The following is an 18,376-nucleotide window of genomic DNA, read 5'->3' as shown; positions in this document are numbered from 1 at the left end:
TCTTCTCATTGATGTTGTATACCCTTAATACATCGGCTGCAGGTGATTTAATCTTTATCGCTTAATTCTCCGCGCAGGTTTTGCTGCATGAGTTGGCGAATTTGCTCGGGGGAGAGATCGTTTCGGCTTAACAGGTAATGCAGTTTCGTCAGCGCCGCCTCAACCGTCATATCAAACCCGCTGATAACGCCTGCTTGTGCCAGTGCATTACCAGTCGCGTAACCATCCATATTGACCCGGCCGGAGATACATTGCGTCAGGTTAACCACCACGATACCGCGCTCAGACGCGCGGCGTAGTTCATCCAGCAAGCCTGAACTTTGTGGCGCATTACCGACACCATAGGAGCGCAGAATCAGCGCTTTGACCGGCTGACGCAGGAAATTACTCACTACATCGGCGGAAATACCGGGATAGATGGTTACCACGCCGATAGGTTGCGGGGTGATGGCATGGACAATCAGCGACCCGTCGACGGGTTCGTGACTGGCGGGTGTTAAGCGGCGGATGTGAATACCTGCTTCCAGCAATGGCGGAAAGTTCGGGGACGCGAAAGCATCGAAACCATCGGCATGTGCTTTGGTTGTCCGGTTGCCACGCAACAATTTGTTGTTGAAGAACAGGCTCACCTCGTTAACCGGATGATTGGCTGCCACGTACAGCGCATTGAGCAGGTTGGTTTGTCCATCAGAACGCAGTTCCGCCAGCGGGATTTGTGACCCTGTCACGATTACCGGCTTGGCGAGATTCTCCAGCATGAATGACAACGCGGAGGCGGTAAACGCCATGGTATCGGTGCCATGCAGAATGACGAAACCATCGTATTGGTCATAGTGTTGCTGAATATCGTTGGCGATGGATTGCCAGTCCGACGGCGTCATATCGGAAGAGTCAATCAGCGGCGTATATTCATGAATAGTGAATGACGGCATCTCCGGGCGATGGAATTCCGGCATTTGCGCCAATTGCTGTTGCAGGTGACCTGAAACCGGGACATACCCGTGGGCGGAGCGCTGCATACCGATAGTGCCGCCAGTATAGGCGACGTAGATGGATTTCTTTTGCATGGATGTTATGGGTCGGGACTCGATTGGTTATAGAAAGGGTTGGCCCTGAAATGCTGGGATTATAAAAAGGTTTCAGTGGTAAAGACAGCCCGACTCGCGTCGGGCTGTGTAAGGGAGTGTTATCGTAAGTCGCCGCAGTTCAGGCACAGCGCGTAGCGATTTTGCGGATCGTTTAGCGCGTCCAGAATCGAGGTCTGGGCACGAACGGTTTGCGCCAGTTGAGCCACCGGTGCCGGTACTAACGCCTGCACGGCGGAAGGCAACAGCGCATAGACCGAACTTCTGACCTGACTGAACATCACGTTGAGCAGATCCGGCTCTTCCGTGTACCAGCTCAACTGATACTGTTCCAGTTTGGCAAGTTCAGCGGCTTTCTTCACGGCATCGTCGAAGTCGCCCAATTGATCCACCAGACCATTGGCTTTGGCGTCACTGCCGACCCAGACATGCCCCTGGGCTATCGCATCGACTTCCTGCGGTGTCTTCTGGCGTGACTGGGCTACCAGCGAAATAAAGTTCTGGTAACCACGCTCGATGCTAAGTTGCATCAGTTGGCTCACTTGCGGTGGCAGTGTCTTGGTTTGAGACAAATCAGCCAGCGGCGAAGTGGCAACGCCATCAGTGTGCACACCAATGCTATCCAGCGCGTTTTCAAACGTGGTCACCACACCGAAAATACCAATCGACCCGGTCAACGTGTTGGGGCTGGCGATGATGGTATTAGCTGGCGTAGAAATCCAGTAACCGCCAGACGCCGCCATCCCCCCCATGGAGACGATAACCGGTTTACCTGCCTGGCGTGCAGCCATCAGTTCAGAACGAATCAGCTCAGACGCCGTTACGCTACCGCCGGGGCTGTTGACCCGCAGGATAATGGCCTTCACTTTCGGATCCAGTCGTGCATCGCGAATCTGTGCGGCGGTGGTATCGCCACCAACGTATCCAGGGGTTTCTTTACCATCGATAATGGTGCCGCTGGCAAATACGACCGCTATCTCATTACTGCTCGTGGCCGGTGGCGTCGTGGTGTAATCATAAATGCTGGTGAAATTGAAGTTTTTAGTTTTGGCATCCCACCCAAAGGCTTTGATAAGCGATTGCTCAATCGCTGAATGGGGAGCGACTTCATCCACCAGTTTATTTTCCAGCGCGTAACGCGCGGTATCACCGTCCATCTTTTGCAGACCAGCGAGGACCGCATCAGCGCCCGGGAACACTTGTTGAGGGGTGATTTGACGGTTGGCCGCGACAGTATCGAGATAGTGCTGCCAGAGGGTGGAAATCCAGCGATTATCGGCTTCACGGGCATCGGGCGACATGTCATCGCGGATAAACGGCTCGACGGCGGATTTGTACGTGCCCACCCGGAAGATATGCGCGGTGACTTTCAGCTTATCCAACAGCGTCTTGTAGTAGAGGTTATTGGTCGCAAAGCCATGCAGGTCAACATTTCCCTGCGGGGTCAGGTAGATTTTGTTGGCGAAACTGGCCAGATAATATTGCGTCTGGTTGAAATTGTCGCCGACGGCAAAAATCGGTTTGCCCGCATCACGGAATTCGCGCAGCGCTTTACCGATGTATTGCAGTGAAGGCTGGTCAGCGCCGACAAAGTCAGACAAATCCATCACCATGCCGGTAATGTTACTGTCGTTTTTGGCCTGTCGAATACTGTCGACAATATCAAACAGCGAGTTTTCCTGATGGCGACTTGCCGACGCACCGAAAAATTCGCGGCCGAACTGGCGCAGCTTGTTATTAACGGAGGGCTTATCCACCACCACCCCTGTCAGATCCAGCAACAACGCCCCCCGCACCGGTTCGGTCGGCGGGGCTTTGAACTGGCTGTAGATCCCGATAGCGACCAGGATCAGGCAAACCAGAAAGAGGTTAAGGATAAATTCGCGGATGAAATTCAGCAGGCGCCATCCCCATCTGAATATTCCACTGAAAATTCGCCACATTGTGCGCATGTCCACTCCGTCAAAAGAAAACTGGGTTTAAGCTGTGCTTCGGGTTAGCGGTGATATTTGCGCGAACGCATCCGAACGCGAGCACTGGCGGTATCCTAATGAGCGACAGAATAAAAGTCAGCTATTTATCTTGCCGCAGGGTCAGTAGCAGGGCGCTAACTTGTAACAAATCTTCTACCTGTGCTACCGTGGCGCGCAACCGGATTTTATTCACCGACAGCAGATTTTTCATGACAGGAGAGATGTGATGGATGCTCTGGAATTGCTACTGAATCGCCGTTCGGCGTCGCGCCTGGCCGCCCCTGCGCCGACAGGTGAGGTACTGGACAATATCCTGCGAGCGGGTTTGCGGGCTCCTGATCATGGTGCGCTACAACCCTGGCGTTTTTCCATTATCCAGGATGAAGGGTTGTCCCGTTTTAGTGAGTTGCTGGTTCGAGCAGCATTGCAGGATAAGCAGGATGAGGCGGCGATTGAGAAAGCACGTCAGGCACCGTTTCGTGCACCGATGATCATTACCGTGGTAGCGCACTGCGTGGATAATCCGAAAGTGCCTCATTGGGAGCAGGTGGTATCGGCCGGTTGTGCGGTACAGGCGATGCAAATGGCCGCACTGGCGCAAGGTTTCAACGGTATCTGGCGCAGTGGTGCCTGGACTCATCATCCGCTGGTACGCGATGCATTTGGTTGCCGTGCGTCGGATGAAATCGTCGGTTTCCTCTATCTGGGGACACCGCAGCTTAAAGCCTCCGCCGCTGTCGCGTCCGTTGATAGCACGAAGTTTGTCAGCTATTTCTAATCCTGTATTGACGATGTTTCCCTTGCGCCACATGCCCGATGGGCAGTGAAGCAAGGGATATCCGTTCTGCTGTGCGGTGTAACATGCGACTGTTTATTGCGGAAAAACCCAGTCTTGCCAGAGCGATTGCCGATGTCTTGCCTAAACCGCACCGGCGGGGCGATGGCTTCATTGCCTGTGGCGAACAGGATATGGTGACCTGGTGTGTGGGGCACCTGCTGGAACAGGCACAACCAGACGTTTACGATGCCCGCTACGCGCGCTGGTCGCTGGCTGACTTGCCGATCGTGCCACAAAAATGGCTGCTCCAGCCACGTCCATCGGTAAGTAAGCAACTGAATGTGATCAAAAAACTGCTGACGCAGGCCGATGAAGTGATCCATGCCGGTGACCCGGACCGGGAAGGGCAGTTGCTGGTCGATGAGGTGCTGGAGTATCTGGCGCTGCCTGAAGCGAAACGCCAGCAGGTACGTCGTTGTCTTATCAATGACCTGAACCCGCAAGCGGTGGAACGTGCAGTATCGCGCCTGCGTGAAAACCGGGAGTTTGTGCCGCTGTGTGTTTCCGCACTGGCACGTTCACGTGCTGACTGGTTATATGGCATTAATATGACCCGCGCCTATACCCTGCTCGGGAAGAATGCCGGGTATGAAGGCGTGTTGTCAGTCGGCCGGGTGCAGACGCCAGTATTGGGGCTGGTTGTCCGCCGTGATGAAGAGATAGACAATTTTGTGTCGCGCGACTATTTCGAGGTTAAGGCCCATATCGTTACCGCCAACGAGCGGTTTATCGCGTTGTGGCAGCCAAGTGATTCGTGTGAGCCGTATCAGGACGAAGAAGGGCGTTTGCTGCATCGCCCGCTGGCTGAACACGTTGTTAAACGCATCGAAGGGCAGCCCGCACAGGTCACGGCCTATAATGATAAACGGGAATCGGAAACCGCACCGTTGCCGTATTCCCTTTCTACCTTGCAAATTGAAACGGCTAAACGCTTTGGTTTGAGCGCCCAACAAGTGCTGGATATTTGCCAGCGGTTGTATGAAACGCACAAGTTGATTACCTACCCGCGTTCGGATTGCCGGTATCTGCCGGAAGAACATTTCGCCGGGCGACACGCAGTACTGAACGCGATTGCCGCACATCAGCCAGATTTATTGCCGCAGCCTGCGGCGGATCCTGAACGCCGCAATCGCTGCTGGGATGACAGTAAGGTTGACGCACACCATGCCATTATCCCCACCGCACGTAGCGCCCGCACATCGTTGACCGAGCAGGAAAGTCAGGTTTATGGGTTGATTGCCCGGCAGTACCTGATGCAGTTTTGCGCTGATGCTGTCTTTCGTAAATGCGTTATTGAGCTGGATATCGCCGGTGGCAAGTTTGTGGCGAAGGCCCGTTTTCTGGCAGAGGCGGGGTGGCGCACGTTGCTCGGTCATAAAGAACGGGACGAGGAAAACGAGGGAATGCCGTTGCCGGTGGTGGCGAAAGGTGATGAGTTGTTGTGTGAGAGGGGGGAGGTGGTTGAGCGACAAACTCAGCCTCCCCGGCCGTTTACCGATGCGACTTTGCTATCCGCCATGACTGGGATTGCCCGCTTCGTGCAGGATAAGGCGCTGAAGAAGATCCTGCGTGAAACGGATGGTCTGGGTACCGAAGCCACGCGTGCAGGCATTATCGAACTGTTGTTTAAACGCGCGTTCCTGATAAAGAAAGGGCGGCATATCCATGCGACTGACGCGGGTAAGGCGTTGATCCATGCGTTACCGCCGATCGCCGCGCACCCGGATATGACGGCACACTGGGAAGCCACGCTGACGCAAATTAGTGAAAAGCGTTGCCGCTACCAGGATTTTATGCAGCCACTGACGCAGTCGTTGTACGAACTTATTCAGCAGGCACGACAAAGTGGTAATATCTCGGCATTCAGAGGATTACCACCCGTTAAGCGCGCTTCGCCCGAGAAGCGCAAACGTCGTCAGTCACGTTCAGCCAGCACCAAGGAGTAACGCAGATGAAAGCATGGGGCACCTTCCTGATGGCAACAGGCTTGTTGCTATCTTCCGCTACGCAGGCGGCGACGCAAACCACCGTGGTGACGCAGGGACATCCCGTCATTTTGCCAGGAAATACCGTTGCCACCCAGGGGACGGTATCTGGCACGCAGGGGGCCATTAATACGCAGGGCGCTGCCAATGCTCAGGGGACGACCAATACAGAAGTGGTGGTGCCTGTGCCGCCACAGGTCGTGTGGGGGAACGGTGGTAATGCCGGTGGCAATGTTCAGCGAGAAACTCAGGTCAATTGCATGAGTTGCTGCATTTATCAAAACAGAAGCTACTCCGAAGGCTCGGTAGTCAGGGCGGAAGGGGTATTACTGCAATGCCAGCGAGATAAAGGCAACCTGGGCACCAATAATCTGGTGTGGCGGATCCTCAAAGATCAGCAATAAACAAGGGATAACGGGGCGATGTAGCCCCGTTGTTATTTCAGAGAGTGAATTCCGCCCATACCGGTGCATGGTCAGAGGGTTTCTCCATTCCCCGAATGGCGTAATCAATACCGGTGGCGGTGCAGCGGCTGGCCAGCGGTGAGGTCGCCATGATCAGGTCGATACGCAGTCCTCGGTTATCATCAAACCCTGATGAGCGGTAGTCAAACCACGAGAACTTATCCTGACATTCGGGATTAGCAGCCCGGAATGTATCGACCAACCCCCAGTTTTTCAGCCGCTCCATCCATTCACGCTCTTCAGGCAGGAATGAACACTTCCCGGTGCGCAGCCAGCGTTTACGGTTATCTTCCCCAATACCGATATCCAAATCCGTCGGGCTGATGTTCATGTCGCCCATAATAAGCACCGGCTGGTCCGCCTGATGGTGCTGCTCAAGATAGTGCTGCAAATCCTGGTAAAAACGGGTTTTGGCGGGGAACTTGACAGGGTGGTCACGGCTTTCACCCTGCGGGAAGTAGCCGTTCACCACAGTCAGTGTGCCGAGTGGCGTTGCCAGATCCGCCATGATGATACGGCGCTGGGCGTCTTCGTCGTCGGTGGGAAAACCGCGCCGAACCGCCAGTGGTTCAGCTTTGGTCAGCAGCGCAACACCGTAATGGCCTTTCTGTCCATGATAGAAAACGTGGTAACCGAACTGTTTTACATCGTCGAGTGGAAACATGTCGTCATGGACTTTGGTTTCCTGTAAGCCGATTACGTCAGGCTGGTGTTGTTCGATGACTGCGGCCAGTTGATGGGGGCGGGCTCGCAGCCCATTGATATTGAAAGAAACAAACTTCATGTTCGCTGCCGTTGTTAAAAAAACGTGCCCTGATGTTAGCAGAAAGGCGGCTGAGGAGTCACGGCGGCGATACGATCGCGTCAACAGTCATAACTATCGGTGATGGCTGGTTGAACCGGTTACCAATAGCCCGTATACTCCGCGCCTTGCAGGAGAGCGGAAGGCACGACATGCCACAACACGACTTCCCGCCGAAGGCGCAAACTCCCATAATCGCTCAGGCCACCTTACTGCACATTTCAATGACGCCAACTGGAGAGCGGTTGCCAGACAACCCACCGAAGGGGCAAGCGGTACCACCGCGTAAACTCTCAGGTAAAAGGACAGAGGGAGGGGCACATTTCACAAGGGTACGTGTGTGCTGACCTATATCTATCTGATCGCTATTACTGCTGAGGGAATGTCCGGTGCGCTGGCCGCTGGCCGTCGTAACATGGATATTTTTGGTGTTTCGATGATCGCCTTTATTACCGCGCTGGGTGGCGGTACGGTGCGCGATATTATGCTAGGTAATTATCCCATCGCCTGGACGCAACACCCTGCCTATATCTATCTCACTATCGGTGCAGGCCTGCTGGCTGTGCTGGCATCGCGTGTGATGCATCATTTGCATCGGCTGTTTTTGGTGCTGGATGCCATGGGGTTGGTGGCATTTACCATCATCGGCTGCAATGTGGCTATCGAGCTGGGTTATTCACCCACCGTGGTCGTGATGGCCGGCATCACCACCGGTATCTTTGGCGGCATCCTGCGGGATATTTTCTGTAACCGGACGCCCATGGTATTGCGTAAGGAACTCTACGCCTGCGTGTCATTGCTGGTAGCGCTGGTGTACCTTAGCTTGCGTGAAATCGGCGTTAACCACGACCTCAATCAGCTTATCTCTTTTTCCATCGGGCTGGCGCTGCGTCTGGCAGCCATTTTCTGGTCCTGGCAGTTGCCGGTATTCAGTTATATGCCGGAGCGCTGGAAAGAGTAATCGATTCTCGCATCGGACACGATGACACTGACCATTATGCCGGTATAAGACTGACGCCATAACGCCTGCAGGCAGCATCGGCTTTGCACTGGCATCATCGTTATTTTGTAATCGATTATTTTTTCTGGAATGGTGTCGTTGGATAACGACTGGGCGATGTTCGGATTCTCGCGCGATGCGCGGTAGAGATGGTGGTGGGGGAAGGATTCGAACCTTCGAAGTCTGTGACGGCAGATTTACAGTCTGCTCCCTTTGGCCGCTCGGGAACCCCACCACTGGCCTGATTGCTCTTTCGTTTCGAGCGGGCGCATCATATCAAATGCCACGCCCCTGTAAAGGCTGAAAAAACAAAAACAAGTTCGTTTGCCGTTTTTTTATGCCGCCCGATGCAATTGTAGGCGAAGGGCGGCGAAGTGCTAATCAACGCAGGATAGCGAATCAACGCAGGATAATGGTGCGGTTGCCGTACACGAACACGCGCTGGGCCAGAACATGATACAGTGCCCGGCTCAGTACGTTTTTCTCTACGTCACGGCCTGCACGCATCATGTCGTCGGCGGTGTAGGTGTGATCCACATTAATCACATCCTGCATGATGATGGGGCCTTCATCCAGGTTGTCGTTCACGTAATGGGCAGTTGCGCCGATGATTTTCACGCCACGCTCATACGCCTGATGGTATGGACGTGCACCTATGAAGGCTGGCAGGAACGAATGATGAATGTTAATAACCCGGTTAGGGTAGTTCTGGACAAACGCGGGAGTTAAGACTCGCATATATTTCGCCAGTACCACGTAGTCCGGTTTGTATTGATTTATCTGCGCGACCATTTTCAGGTCGTGCTCTTCGCGCGTCAGGCCTTCATGGCTGACCAGATGGAACGGAATATCAAAGCGTTCTACCAGGGTGCGCAGCGTATCGTGGTTACCGATCACGGCAGCGATTTCAACATCCAGACCGCCGTAGGTACTTTTCATCAGCAGATCGCCAAGACAGTGTGCTTCCTTCGTAACCAGAATGACAACACGGCGACGCCCGGCGCTGCTAAGCTCGCGCACGGAACCTTCCGGTAAGGCGCTGTCCATATCGGCCAGCAGTGTAGTGTCATTGAAAATGCCTTCCAATTCCGTACGCATGAAAAAACGACCGGTACGGTGATCAACGTATTCCGAATTCTGCACAATATTCAATTCGTGCTTGTAGCAGATGTTGGTGATCTTGGCGATAAGCCCTTTTGCATCAGGGCAGATTGTCCGTAAAATTTTTCTTTGGATATTCTGGGATTGCATGGAGTTGGGATCCTGTCCAAAACATAAATCAAGTATTGCCGTTACGCGATGCCGGAATCACCGCCGTAATCAAGGTGTCATTGTCCGCAGCACTTTTTGTATTTTTTGCCGGAGCCGCACGGACAGCTATCGTTCCTGCCGGTTTGCAAGTGAACGCCGTCGACATAGTACCAGCGATCGTGACAGCGAAGGAAGCGAGAACGCTCTCTCATCAATACCCGGGAGTCTGGATGGTCGGCTGTGCTATAGCTGGCAGCGAACTCCACATACCCTTCGTCTGCTGTTTTTCCCGGCGTAACATCCAGTATCCGTAGACCAAGCCAATGGGTATCCGCGCAACTGGCGGCAATATCGGTGCGCCAGTTTTCCGCGTGACAGTCCGGATGCCAGGTGGCGACCAGATAGTCAACGTCCTGTTTGACGTAAGCAGTATACCGTGAACGCATCAGCAACTCAGGGCGAGGTGCCTGACTGTCATGGTGCAAGTAGGGCTGACAGCAGCGTTCATACGGCTGGGCACTACCGCATGGGCAATATTCGGACACACTATCTCCTGCAAAATTCTGCAATAACGTTAATTAATTAAGACACCATCGATAAGGCGTGGGGTATGTTACCCAATACGGTTTGTCGGCCGCAATCATCTGACGTCGTTAAGGACGTCACGACGATATCGCATCCCGCCGTGCTCTGCAGTGAAATAGCCATCAGTAACTGTCACGCACGATAACTGTCACACACGATTGTGTGACACCGCCTAGAATAAGACATAGGAGGAACACCATGCGGAAGGTAAAAATAGGTCTGGCATTGGGTTCTGGTGCCGCGAAGGGATGGGCGCATATTGGCGTACTGAATGCACTGGAGGAGTTGGGGATTTTCCCTGATGTCGTTGCTGGATGTTCGGTGGGCGCGCTGGTTGGTGCTGCCTATGCCACACACCGCCTGGATAGCATGGCGCGTTGGGTAAACAGTTTCCGCTACTGGGATGTTATCCGATTGATGGATTTTTCCTGGCGTCGTGGGGGATTATTGCGGGGCGACCGTGTTTTCAACCACGTAAAGCATTTGCTACTTACGCAACATATTGAAGAGTGTGCTATCAAATATGGTGCTGTAGCGACTAACCTGAGTACAGGAAGGGAACTATGGCTCACACAAGGTGACTTACATTTAGCCATTCGTGCGTCCTGCAGCATGCCTGGGTTATTGGCGCCGGTGCAATTGAATGGTTACTGGCTGGTGGATGGTGCCGTGGTTAACCCGGTCCCGGTTTCATTGACGCGGGCGATGGGGGCGGATGTGGTGATCGCGGTGGATTTGCAGCATGACGCCAGCTTGCAGCAGCATAACCTGCTGTCTGCCAAAATGGCTTCAGCGCAAGAGCAAGAAATGACGCCACCGCGCGGATGGCGTGAGCGTATTCGCTATCGTTTAGCTCACCGCTTTCGTCGGCATACGGAGGTGACGCCCACCGCGATGGAGATAATGAGTACCTCTATACAGGTGTTGGAGAATCGCCTGAAGATGAACCGTATGGCGGGTGATCCTCCTGATGTATTGATCCAACCTTATTGTCCGCAAATTGCCACGCTGGATTTTCATCGGGCGGGGGAAGCTATTGAGTCCGGCAGAGCGGCGGTAGAAAAACAGCGGGAGTTATTGTTGCCGCTGGTCAACCGGGTCATCTAGGAAGGTTTTCGATTCGGCAACGAATGATAATAAGCGTTTCAAGGGGTCGCTGATGGCACAACCATTGACGGGAAAACACATTTTAGTGGTTGAGGATGAGGCTGTTTTCCGTTCTGTGCTGGCCGGTTATCTGATATCCCTGGGCGCTGATGTGCACGAGGCGGGTAACGGCAAAGAAGCGCTGGAAAAAATGGCTGTTCAGCCACCCGATCTAATTATTTGCGATCTCAATATGCCTATGATGGGCGGTTTTGAATTCGTCGAGCGCTTGCGTTTGTACGATACCACAACGCCAGTACTGGTGGTGTCTGCCACCAGCCATCTGGCGGATGTCGCCAGAATATTACGCCTTGGCGTGCAGGATGTTCTGCTCAAACCCTTGCATGATTACACGCGTTTGCGTGAGTCGGTGATGGCCTGCCTGTACCCGACGATGTTTACTTCGCAGGCGAATGAAGTGGAACAACTGATGCGCGATTTGGATACCTTGAACCAGTCGCCAGGGGCAGCGTTGAAACTTCTGGAGCAGTTGCAACCACCGGTCCAGCAGACGCTGGCGCATTGTCGTATTAACTATCGGCAATTAATGGCGGCAGACCGACCAGGACTGGTGCTTGATATCGCGGCGTTATCTGAGGACGAGCTGGCGTTCTACTGTCTTGATGTGACGCAGGCTGCGAATAATCACGGTGTGCTGGCGGCATTACTGTTGCGTGCGTTATTCAACAGTCTTTTGCAGGAGCATCTGGCGCACCAGCAGCGCCGCTTACCTGAATTATCGGTATTGCTTAATCAGGTCAACCAATTATTGCGTCAGGCGAATCTGCAAGGGCAGTTTCCTTTACTGGTGGGTTATTACCATCGTGAATTGAAACGACTGATTCTGATTTCCGCTGGTCTGCATGCCACATTAAGTGTTGAAGATCATAATATCGGGCTGAATAACGGCGTACCGTTAGGCACATTAGATGCAGCTTATCTCAATCAAATGAGTTACCCGTGTGCAGCATGGCAGTGTCAGATGTGGGGGAGTGGCGGTCGTCTGCGTCTGATGTTGTCTACAGACTAATCCGATAGCGGCGAGTCTCCCCGCACTTCAGACTCTGTGTGTCTATCGTAATTATTCTTTATCCCCTACTATGTGGCCTATGATTTTTCTCATCACACATCCAGATTGGACGAGCATCACGCATTGAACCTGATATACTTTCGCGGTTTTATGCGCCGGACAAATAAAGCTCATTATTTGAACGATATATACGAGGCTGTTTATGTCAACTGTTAATAAAAAAGTAAAAAAAGCGGTCATTCCAGTGGCCGGGTTGGGAACACGTATGTTGCCTGCGACTAAGGCCATTCCCAAAGAAATGTTGCCGCTGGTCGATAAGCCGTTAATCCAGTATGTAGTTAATGAATGTATTGCTGCCGGTATCAATGAAATAATTTTGGTTACACATTCTTCCAAAAATTCAATAGAAAACCATTTTGATACCAGCTTTGAACTGGAAGCTATGCTGGAAAAACGTGTTCAGCGTCAGTTGTTGAAAGAAGTTAAAGCTATTTGTCCAGAGCATGTCACTATTATGCAGGTTCGTCAGGGGCTGGCGAAAGGATTAGGGCACGCAGTGCTTTGTGCACATCCTTTAGTGGGTGATGAACCGGTAGCGGTTATTTTGCCGGACGTCATCATCGATGAATACGAATCTGATCTGAAAAAAGATAACCTCAGTGAAATGCTGCAACGTTTTTATAGCACGGGCCATAGCCAGATTATGGTGGAGCCGGTGGAAAACGTGAGTAGTTACGGTGTGGTGGATTGTAAAGGCGTAGAATTAAAACCGGGTGACAGTGCACCTATGGTTGGGGTTGTGGAAAAACCCAAAGCGTCAGAAGCGCCGTCTAATTTGGCTGTGGTGGGTCGTTATGTGTTGTCTGCACAGATCTGGGATCTGCTGAAGAAAACGGAACCCGGCGCGGGGAATGAAATTCAGCTGACAGATGCTATTGCCATGCTGATGGAAAAAGAAACCGTTGAGGCTTATCACCTGAAAGGGGTAAGTCACGACTGCGGCAATAAACTGGGATACATGACCGCATTCGTGGAATATGGTATTCGTCACGACGCGCTGGGTGAGGACTTTACCCAGTGGCTGAAAGACGCGATAGAAGAAGACGCTAATTAATCCGCTTCTTCCCTTCTGTATACCTCAAATAATGTAGGTTGCAGGACTGTGGTAAGTAAGAGAGTGACAAATTCGTTGGGAGCGATTTGACCAGCCAACGGCTGGCCTCCGGTGAGAGACAGACTGTCTCTCATTTAATCCTGATGAGCTTACTCAGATAAGTGATTCGGGGTAACGAACGTAGCCAACATTGCATATCCTCAGTCGCTTACACGGTTAAACGGCTGAGGGCGTGCAAATCTGAATGAAGGCATCTGTTAGTACACCGCTACAAAGACAGGCTTATTATTGAACGAGTCAAGGTGAGGCGAGTAAAAAGCCTGCAGCTGGTCGTTCGAAGTATGGCGAAAGCATCAGTTGGGCGAGTGTTTGGTTTAGCGAATCAGGCATAAAAAAACACCCCTTTAAAGGGGTGTTTTTACTTTATTCTTTAACTGAGAATTACAGCAGGAAGTCATCCAGGGATTTACCCTGTTCTTCGATGGCTTTCTTGATAACTGCAGGTGTACGACCCTGGCCAGTCCAGGTTTTCAGTTCGCCGTTTTCGTCGGTGTATTGATATTTAGCCGGACGTGCAGCACGTTTAGCTTTACCCGCAACTTTGTTTGCACCCAGAGATTGCAGTAATTCGTTAGGATCAATGCCATCAGCAATAAGCATTTCACGGTACTGCTGTAATTTGCGTGTGCGTTCTTCAATTTCAGCCTGAGCCTGGTTTTCTTCTTCACGACGTTCGTTAACCACGACTTCCAGCTTTTCCAGCATTTCTTCCAGTGTTTCGAGGCTGCATTCTCTTGCCTGGGCACGCAGAGTGCGGATGTTGTTTAGAATCTTAAGTGCTTCGCTCATTGGATTAATCTCAAAATAAATATTATCGGTGACAGTACAGAGATAATAGAGTGCTGTTTTATTTTCTGCAATAGGCAAAATTGTCAGGTTGTTAAAATTTAGCAAATTTAAATCGAAAATCACGTATCAGACGGGCAATATAAATTTCTAACAAACCAGCTAATACATTCTGTTAGCGTGCTCTGTAGCGGAAATAGCCATGCACAAGCGTAGCGATAGTTTCTTTGAGCACCACGATGGCGCATTCAATATTACTAAACCACAGAATGATTGTGGTACTGACAACGCAGGCGGTATGACTAAACCCTCGTCAGTATCAATACCTATGTTACAATAAATTTTAACGATTACCGACCGGTGAATGCCGTTGACCGAGGAGCTATGGCGCAGCTTTATTTTTATTATTCCGCGATGAATGCAGGGAAATCTACCGCACTGTTGCAGTCTTCATATAACTATCAAGAGCGGGGAATGCGGACCCTGGTGTTTACGGCAGAAATAGACGATCGTTCCGGGCGAAGCGGCATCGTCAGTTCTCGTATCGGTCTTTCTTCACCCGCGTTATTGTTTAACGAGCAGACAGATTTATTCCGGGTGCTTGAACAGGCTCATCGTCAGCAAACTATTCACTGTGTGTTAATTGATGAAAGTCAGTTTTTGACGCGTGAGCAAGTGAATGCGCTGTGTGATGTTGTCGATCAATTAGACATTCCGGTTCTTTGTTATGGCCTGCGAACCGATTTCCGTGGGGAATTGTTTAGTGGCAGTCATTATTTATTGGCTTGGGCGGACAAACTGGTCGAACTTAAAACCGTCTGCCATTGTGGGCGTAAAGCGAATCACGTATTGCGAGTAGACTCGCATGGCAAGCCCGTCATTGAGGGCGCTCAGGTTGTCATTGGTGGAAATGAAAGTTATGTATCGGTATGCCGTAAACATTATAAAATCGCACTGGGACTGACGCGGGCAGAGGTGGAATAATCCATATCGATAATAGGTTAAGTATTTAGCCTGCCTTATTAATAACCGGAGTGTGGCAAGGCGATCCGGTTATAGCCCTCGGTAAATATTGCTAATAAAAATTAAGTATTCGTTACTTTATGTGTATGGATACCCATCGTCAGATGACCGAAATGTCGGCAGTAAGATTTCCCATCCCATGACGACTGTTCCAAAAGGCGTGCGTGTGGTGTTGCTTAAAATGCGGTGGTTTCGTCCTAAAAGGGGAATCGCTGCTGGCAAGCCCACCACGCTTTCTTTTTGTTCTTATCGCCCCTCGACTCATCACCCTGATTTCAGGCTTACAACCGGTGTTTACGGGCCTGATTTTCGTTCTCTTGCGTTGGGTGCAGACATACCGATACGCAACGTCATACAGGCCTATGGACGCCTCAGCTAGCGACTGTTTAGAGGGATTGAGATTGGTAGGGCGGCATCTTCTGCGAGAGCGTAAAAAAGCCCTGTACGGGTATGCACAGGGCTTGGTAGACGACTAATGCTTGTAGTGGTTAACGGCTATTAGTTAACGGCTTTCTTCTCTTTCTTTTCTGCTTTTTCCGCTTTGGCTGGTGCGCTAACAGCTACCGCAGTGGCTTTGGCGTCAGTCACGCTATGCTCGACAAACGGGCGGCCATAAAACGAATCCAGCAGGATTTGTTTGAGTTCGGCAATCAGCGGATAACGTGGGTTAGCCCCGGTGCACTGATCGTCAAAGGCATCTTCAGAAAGCTTATCTACTTTGGCCAGGAAATCGGCTTCCTGCACGCCGGCTTCACGAATAGACGCCGGGATACCCAGTTCTTTCTTTATGCTTTCCAGCCAGGCCAGCAGTTTTTCAATTTTCTGAGCCGTACGGTCACCGGCGGCACTCAAGCCCAAATGATCGGCAACTTCTGCATAACGACGGCGCGCCTGCGGACGGTCGTACTGACTGAATGCCGTCTGCTTGGTCGGGTTATCGTTAGCGTTGTAACGAATCACGTTACTAATCAGTAAGGCATTCGCCAGACCGTGTGGGATATGGAATTCAGACCCCAATTTGTGCGCCATTGAGTGACAGACACCCAGGAAGGCGTTAGCAAAAGCGATACCGGCAATGGTCGCCGCGTTGTGGACGCGCTCACGCGCTACCGGGTTTTTGGCGCCTTCGTGGTAGCTGGCTGGCAGGTTTTCTTTCAAGAGTTTCAGAGCCTGCAACGCCTGTCCGTCGGAGTATTCATTTGCCAGTACTGAAACGTAGGCTTCCAGCGAGTGGGTTACTGCATCCAGCCCACCAAAGGCACACAGCGATTTCGGCATGTTCATCACCAGATTAGCATCGACAATCGCCATATCCGGGGTCAGTGCGTAGTCTGCCAGCGGGTATTTCTGGCCGGTGGTATCATCGGTTACTACGGCAAACGGTGTGACTTCGGAACCGGTGCCCGAGGTAGTCGTGATGGCAATCAGTTTTGCTTTCACACCCATTTTCGGGAACTTGTAGATACGTTTGCGAATATCCATGAAGCGCAGCGCCAGTTCTTCAAAATGGGTATCCGGGTGTTCGTACATAACCCACATGATCTTGGCAGCATCCATCGGTGAACCACCACCCAGAGCGATGATGACGTCAGGTTTAAACGCGTTCATCTGTTCGGCACCTTTGCGAACGATGCTGAGCGTCGGGTCGGCTTCCACTTCGAAGAAGACATCGGTATCCAGACCTTGCTGTTTCAGTACGGAGGTAATCTGGTCTACATAGCCGTTATTAAACAAGAAACGGTCAGTCACGATAAAGGCGCGTTTAGCACCATCAGTCGCCACTTCTTCCAGCGCGATCGGCAGTGAACCACGGCGGAAATAGATAGATTTAGGAAGTTTGTGCCACAGCATGTTTTCAGCTCGCTTAGCAACGGTTTTGCGGTTGATCAGGTGCTTCGGTCCGACGTTTTCGGAGATAGAGTTACCGCCCCATGAGCCACAACCCAGCGTCAACGAGGGTGCCAGCTTAAAGTTGTACAGATCACCGATCCCACCCTGAGACGCTGGGGTATTGATTAAGATACGGGCAGTTTTCATTTTGTCGCCAAAATAGTTCACACGCTGCGCCTGATTATCCTGATCGGTGTACAGACAAGAGGTATGACCGATCCCGCCCATCGCAACCAGTTTTTCCGCTTTCTCTACTGCGTCTTCAAAATCTTTCGCCCGGTACATAGCCAGTGTCGGAGAGAGTTTTTCGTGTGCAAACGGTTCAGATTCGTCGGCGTGGGTGACTTCACCGATCAATACCTTCGTACTGGCAGGGACTGTAATACCGGCCATTTCGGCGATCTTGACGGCTGGCTGGCCAACGATAGCGGCATTGAGTGCACCGTTTTTCAAAATAATTGCCTGCACTGCCTGCAACTCTTTACCTTTAAGCAGGTAACCGCCGTGCGTAGAGAAACGTTCGCGTACAGCGTCATAAATTTCATCAACGACGATGACCGACTGTTCGGACGCACAAATCACGCCATTATCAAAGGTTTTTGACATCAGAATCGATGCGACGACGCGCTTGATGTCAGCGGTTTCGTCAATCACGACTGGGGTGTTGCCTGCACCTACGCCAATAGCCGGTTTACCCGAGCTATAAGCGGCTTTCACCATACCAGGCCCACCGGTTGCCAGGATCAGGTTGATATCCGGGTGGTGCATCAACTGGTTAGACAGTTCTACTGAGGGTTCATCAATCCAGCCGATGATGTCTTTCGGGGCACCGGCGGCAATCGCTGCCTGCAGCACGATATCTGCTGCTTTGTTGGTCGCGTTTTTAGCGCGTGGGTGAGGGGAGAAGATAATGCCGTTACGTGTTTTCAGGCTGATCAGCGCTTTGAAGATAGCGGTAGAGGTGGGGTTGGTGGTCGGGACAATACCGCAGATAATACCGATCGGTTCAGCAATCGTAATGGTGCCGAAAGTGTCGTCGACGGACAGTACGCCACAGGTTTGTTCGTCTTTGTAAGCGTTATAGATGTATTCGGAAGCAAAGTGGTTCTTGATGACTTTATCTTCGATGATCCCCATGCCTGATTCTGCAACCGCCATTTTTGCCAGCGGAATACGCGCATCTGCTGCAGCCAGTGCTGCCGCACGGAAGATCTTATCAACCTGCTCTTGCGAGAAGTTTGCGAATTCATGCTGCGCTTTTTTGACGCGTTCGACCAAAGCGTTAAGTTCAGCAACGTTTGTTACGGCCATAATGCTCTCCTGTAATGTTAAGCTCTTTCAGTC

At 51.8% G+C, this 18,376-nt stretch carries 15 protein-coding genes, 1 tRNA gene and 1 riboswitch; of the genes, 8 read left to right on the top strand and 8 right to left on the bottom strand.

Annotation, left to right across the window (positions count from 1 at the left end; translation table 11 throughout):
- Positions 1-47: 47 nt before the first annotated feature.
- Positions 48-1,067, bottom strand: a complete 1,020-nt coding sequence (ansA, locus tag DD586_RS10670) for an asparaginase (protein WP_012884828.1) — start codon at positions 1,065-1,067, stop codon at positions 48-50.
- A gap of 119 nt (positions 1,068-1,186) precedes the next feature.
- Positions 1,187-3,037 (bottom strand): signal peptide peptidase SppA, encoded by a 1,851-nt coding sequence (gene sppA / locus DD586_RS10665; RefSeq protein ID WP_012884827.1) that lies wholly within the window; start codon positions 3,035-3,037, stop codon positions 1,187-1,189.
- Between the two features lie 247 nt (positions 3,038-3,284).
- Between sppA and DD586_RS10660 the strand changes: the two genes are divergently transcribed.
- The 3 genes from DD586_RS10660 to DD586_RS22485 all read left to right on the top strand — a co-directional run bounded on the left by DD586_RS10660 (position 3,285) and on the right by DD586_RS22485 (position 6,285).
- Complete coding sequence (locus DD586_RS10660; RefSeq protein WP_012884826.1) at positions 3,285-3,836, top strand: NAD(P)H nitroreductase; 552 nt, start codon at positions 3,285-3,287, stop codon at positions 3,834-3,836.
- A gap of 83 nt (positions 3,837-3,919) precedes the next feature.
- Positions 3,920-5,842 carry a DNA topoisomerase III gene (locus DD586_RS10655; protein WP_012884825.1) on the top strand — a complete coding sequence of 641 codons (1,923 nt, stop codon included), beginning with the start codon at positions 3,920-3,922 and terminating at the stop codon, positions 5,840-5,842.
- Positions 5,843-5,847: 5 nt separating this feature from the next.
- Entirely contained in the window at positions 5,848-6,285 is a 438-nt protein-coding gene (locus tag DD586_RS22485; RefSeq protein WP_012884824.1) for a DUF1496 domain-containing protein, read from the top strand.
- 37 nt (positions 6,286-6,322) lie between these two features.
- Here the strand turns inward: DD586_RS22485 and xthA are convergent, their stop codons facing one another.
- Positions 6,323-7,129, bottom strand: coding sequence for an exodeoxyribonuclease III (xthA, locus tag DD586_RS10645; RefSeq protein WP_012884823.1), 807 nt, complete (start codon positions 7,127-7,129; stop codon positions 6,323-6,325).
- Between the two features lie 242 nt (positions 7,130-7,371).
- A riboswitch (glycine riboswitch) is annotated at positions 7,372-7,466 on the top strand.
- 21 nt (positions 7,467-7,487) lie between these two features.
- Here xthA and DD586_RS10640 point away from each other — a divergent pair.
- A complete protein-coding gene (locus DD586_RS10640) occupies positions 7,488-8,108 on the top strand; it encodes a trimeric intracellular cation channel family protein (RefSeq protein ID WP_012884822.1) in 621 nt (206 codons plus the stop codon).
- 189 nt (positions 8,109-8,297) lie between these two features.
- On the opposite strand, the gene DD586_RS10635 is transcribed toward DD586_RS10640, so the two are convergent.
- The 3 genes from DD586_RS10635 to DD586_RS21400 form a co-directional block, all read right to left on the bottom strand.
- Positions 8,298-8,382, bottom strand: a tRNA-Tyr gene (locus DD586_RS10635).
- Between the two features lie 164 nt (positions 8,383-8,546).
- On the bottom strand, positions 8,547-9,398 hold the full coding sequence (gene purU / locus DD586_RS10630) for a formyltetrahydrofolate deformylase (RefSeq protein ID WP_012884821.1): 852 nt from the start codon (positions 9,396-9,398) through the stop codon (positions 8,547-8,549).
- A 77-nt stretch (positions 9,399-9,475) separates the two neighbouring features.
- Positions 9,476-9,943: a YchJ family protein gene (locus tag DD586_RS21400; protein ID WP_012884820.1), complete on the bottom strand. Its 468-nt coding sequence runs from the start codon at positions 9,941-9,943 to the stop codon at positions 9,476-9,478.
- Between the two features lie 238 nt (positions 9,944-10,181).
- On the opposite strand from DD586_RS21400, the gene rssA reads away from it, so the two are divergent.
- The 3 genes from rssA to galU all read left to right on the top strand — a co-directional run bounded on the left by rssA (position 10,182) and on the right by galU (position 13,273).
- Positions 10,182-11,090: a patatin-like phospholipase RssA gene (rssA, locus tag DD586_RS10625; protein ID WP_012884819.1), complete on the top strand. Its 909-nt coding sequence runs from the start codon at positions 10,182-10,184 to the stop codon at positions 11,088-11,090.
- Between the two features lie 52 nt (positions 11,091-11,142).
- Positions 11,143-12,159 carry a two-component system response regulator RssB gene (gene rssB / locus DD586_RS10620; RefSeq protein WP_012884818.1) on the top strand — a complete coding sequence of 339 codons (1,017 nt, stop codon included), beginning with the start codon at positions 11,143-11,145 and terminating at the stop codon, positions 12,157-12,159.
- A gap of 202 nt (positions 12,160-12,361) precedes the next feature.
- Complete coding sequence (gene galU, locus DD586_RS10615) at positions 12,362-13,273, top strand: UTP--glucose-1-phosphate uridylyltransferase GalU (protein ID WP_012884817.1); 912 nt, start codon at positions 12,362-12,364, stop codon at positions 13,271-13,273.
- Positions 13,274-13,714: 441 nt separating this feature from the next.
- Here galU and hns read toward each other — a convergent pair whose 3' ends face one another.
- Positions 13,715-14,122: a histone-like nucleoid-structuring protein H-NS gene (hns, locus tag DD586_RS10610; RefSeq protein ID WP_012769908.1), complete on the bottom strand. Its 408-nt coding sequence runs from the start codon at positions 14,120-14,122 to the stop codon at positions 13,715-13,717.
- 381 nt (positions 14,123-14,503) lie between these two features.
- On the opposite strand from hns, the gene DD586_RS10605 reads away from it, so the two are divergent.
- The gene (locus tag DD586_RS10605) at positions 14,504-15,103 is read left to right on the top strand and encodes a thymidine kinase (protein WP_012884816.1); all 600 of its coding nucleotides are present in this window, start codon (positions 14,504-14,506) and stop codon (positions 15,101-15,103) included.
- Between the two features lie 537 nt (positions 15,104-15,640).
- On the opposite strand, the gene adhE is transcribed toward DD586_RS10605, so the two are convergent.
- Positions 15,641-18,343 (bottom strand): bifunctional acetaldehyde-CoA/alcohol dehydrogenase, encoded by a 2,703-nt coding sequence (adhE, locus tag DD586_RS10600; RefSeq protein ID WP_012884815.1) that lies wholly within the window; start codon positions 18,341-18,343, stop codon positions 15,641-15,643.
- Positions 18,344-18,376: the final 33 nt, after the last annotated feature.

The sequence above is a fragment of the Dickeya parazeae Ech586 genome, assembly GCF_000025065.1.
GTDB classification, from domain to species: Bacteria; Pseudomonadota; Gammaproteobacteria; order Enterobacterales; family Enterobacteriaceae; genus Dickeya; species Dickeya zeae.
Note: the sequence above shows the minus strand (reverse complement) of the source record. Positions and strands in the feature narration are given on the sequence as shown.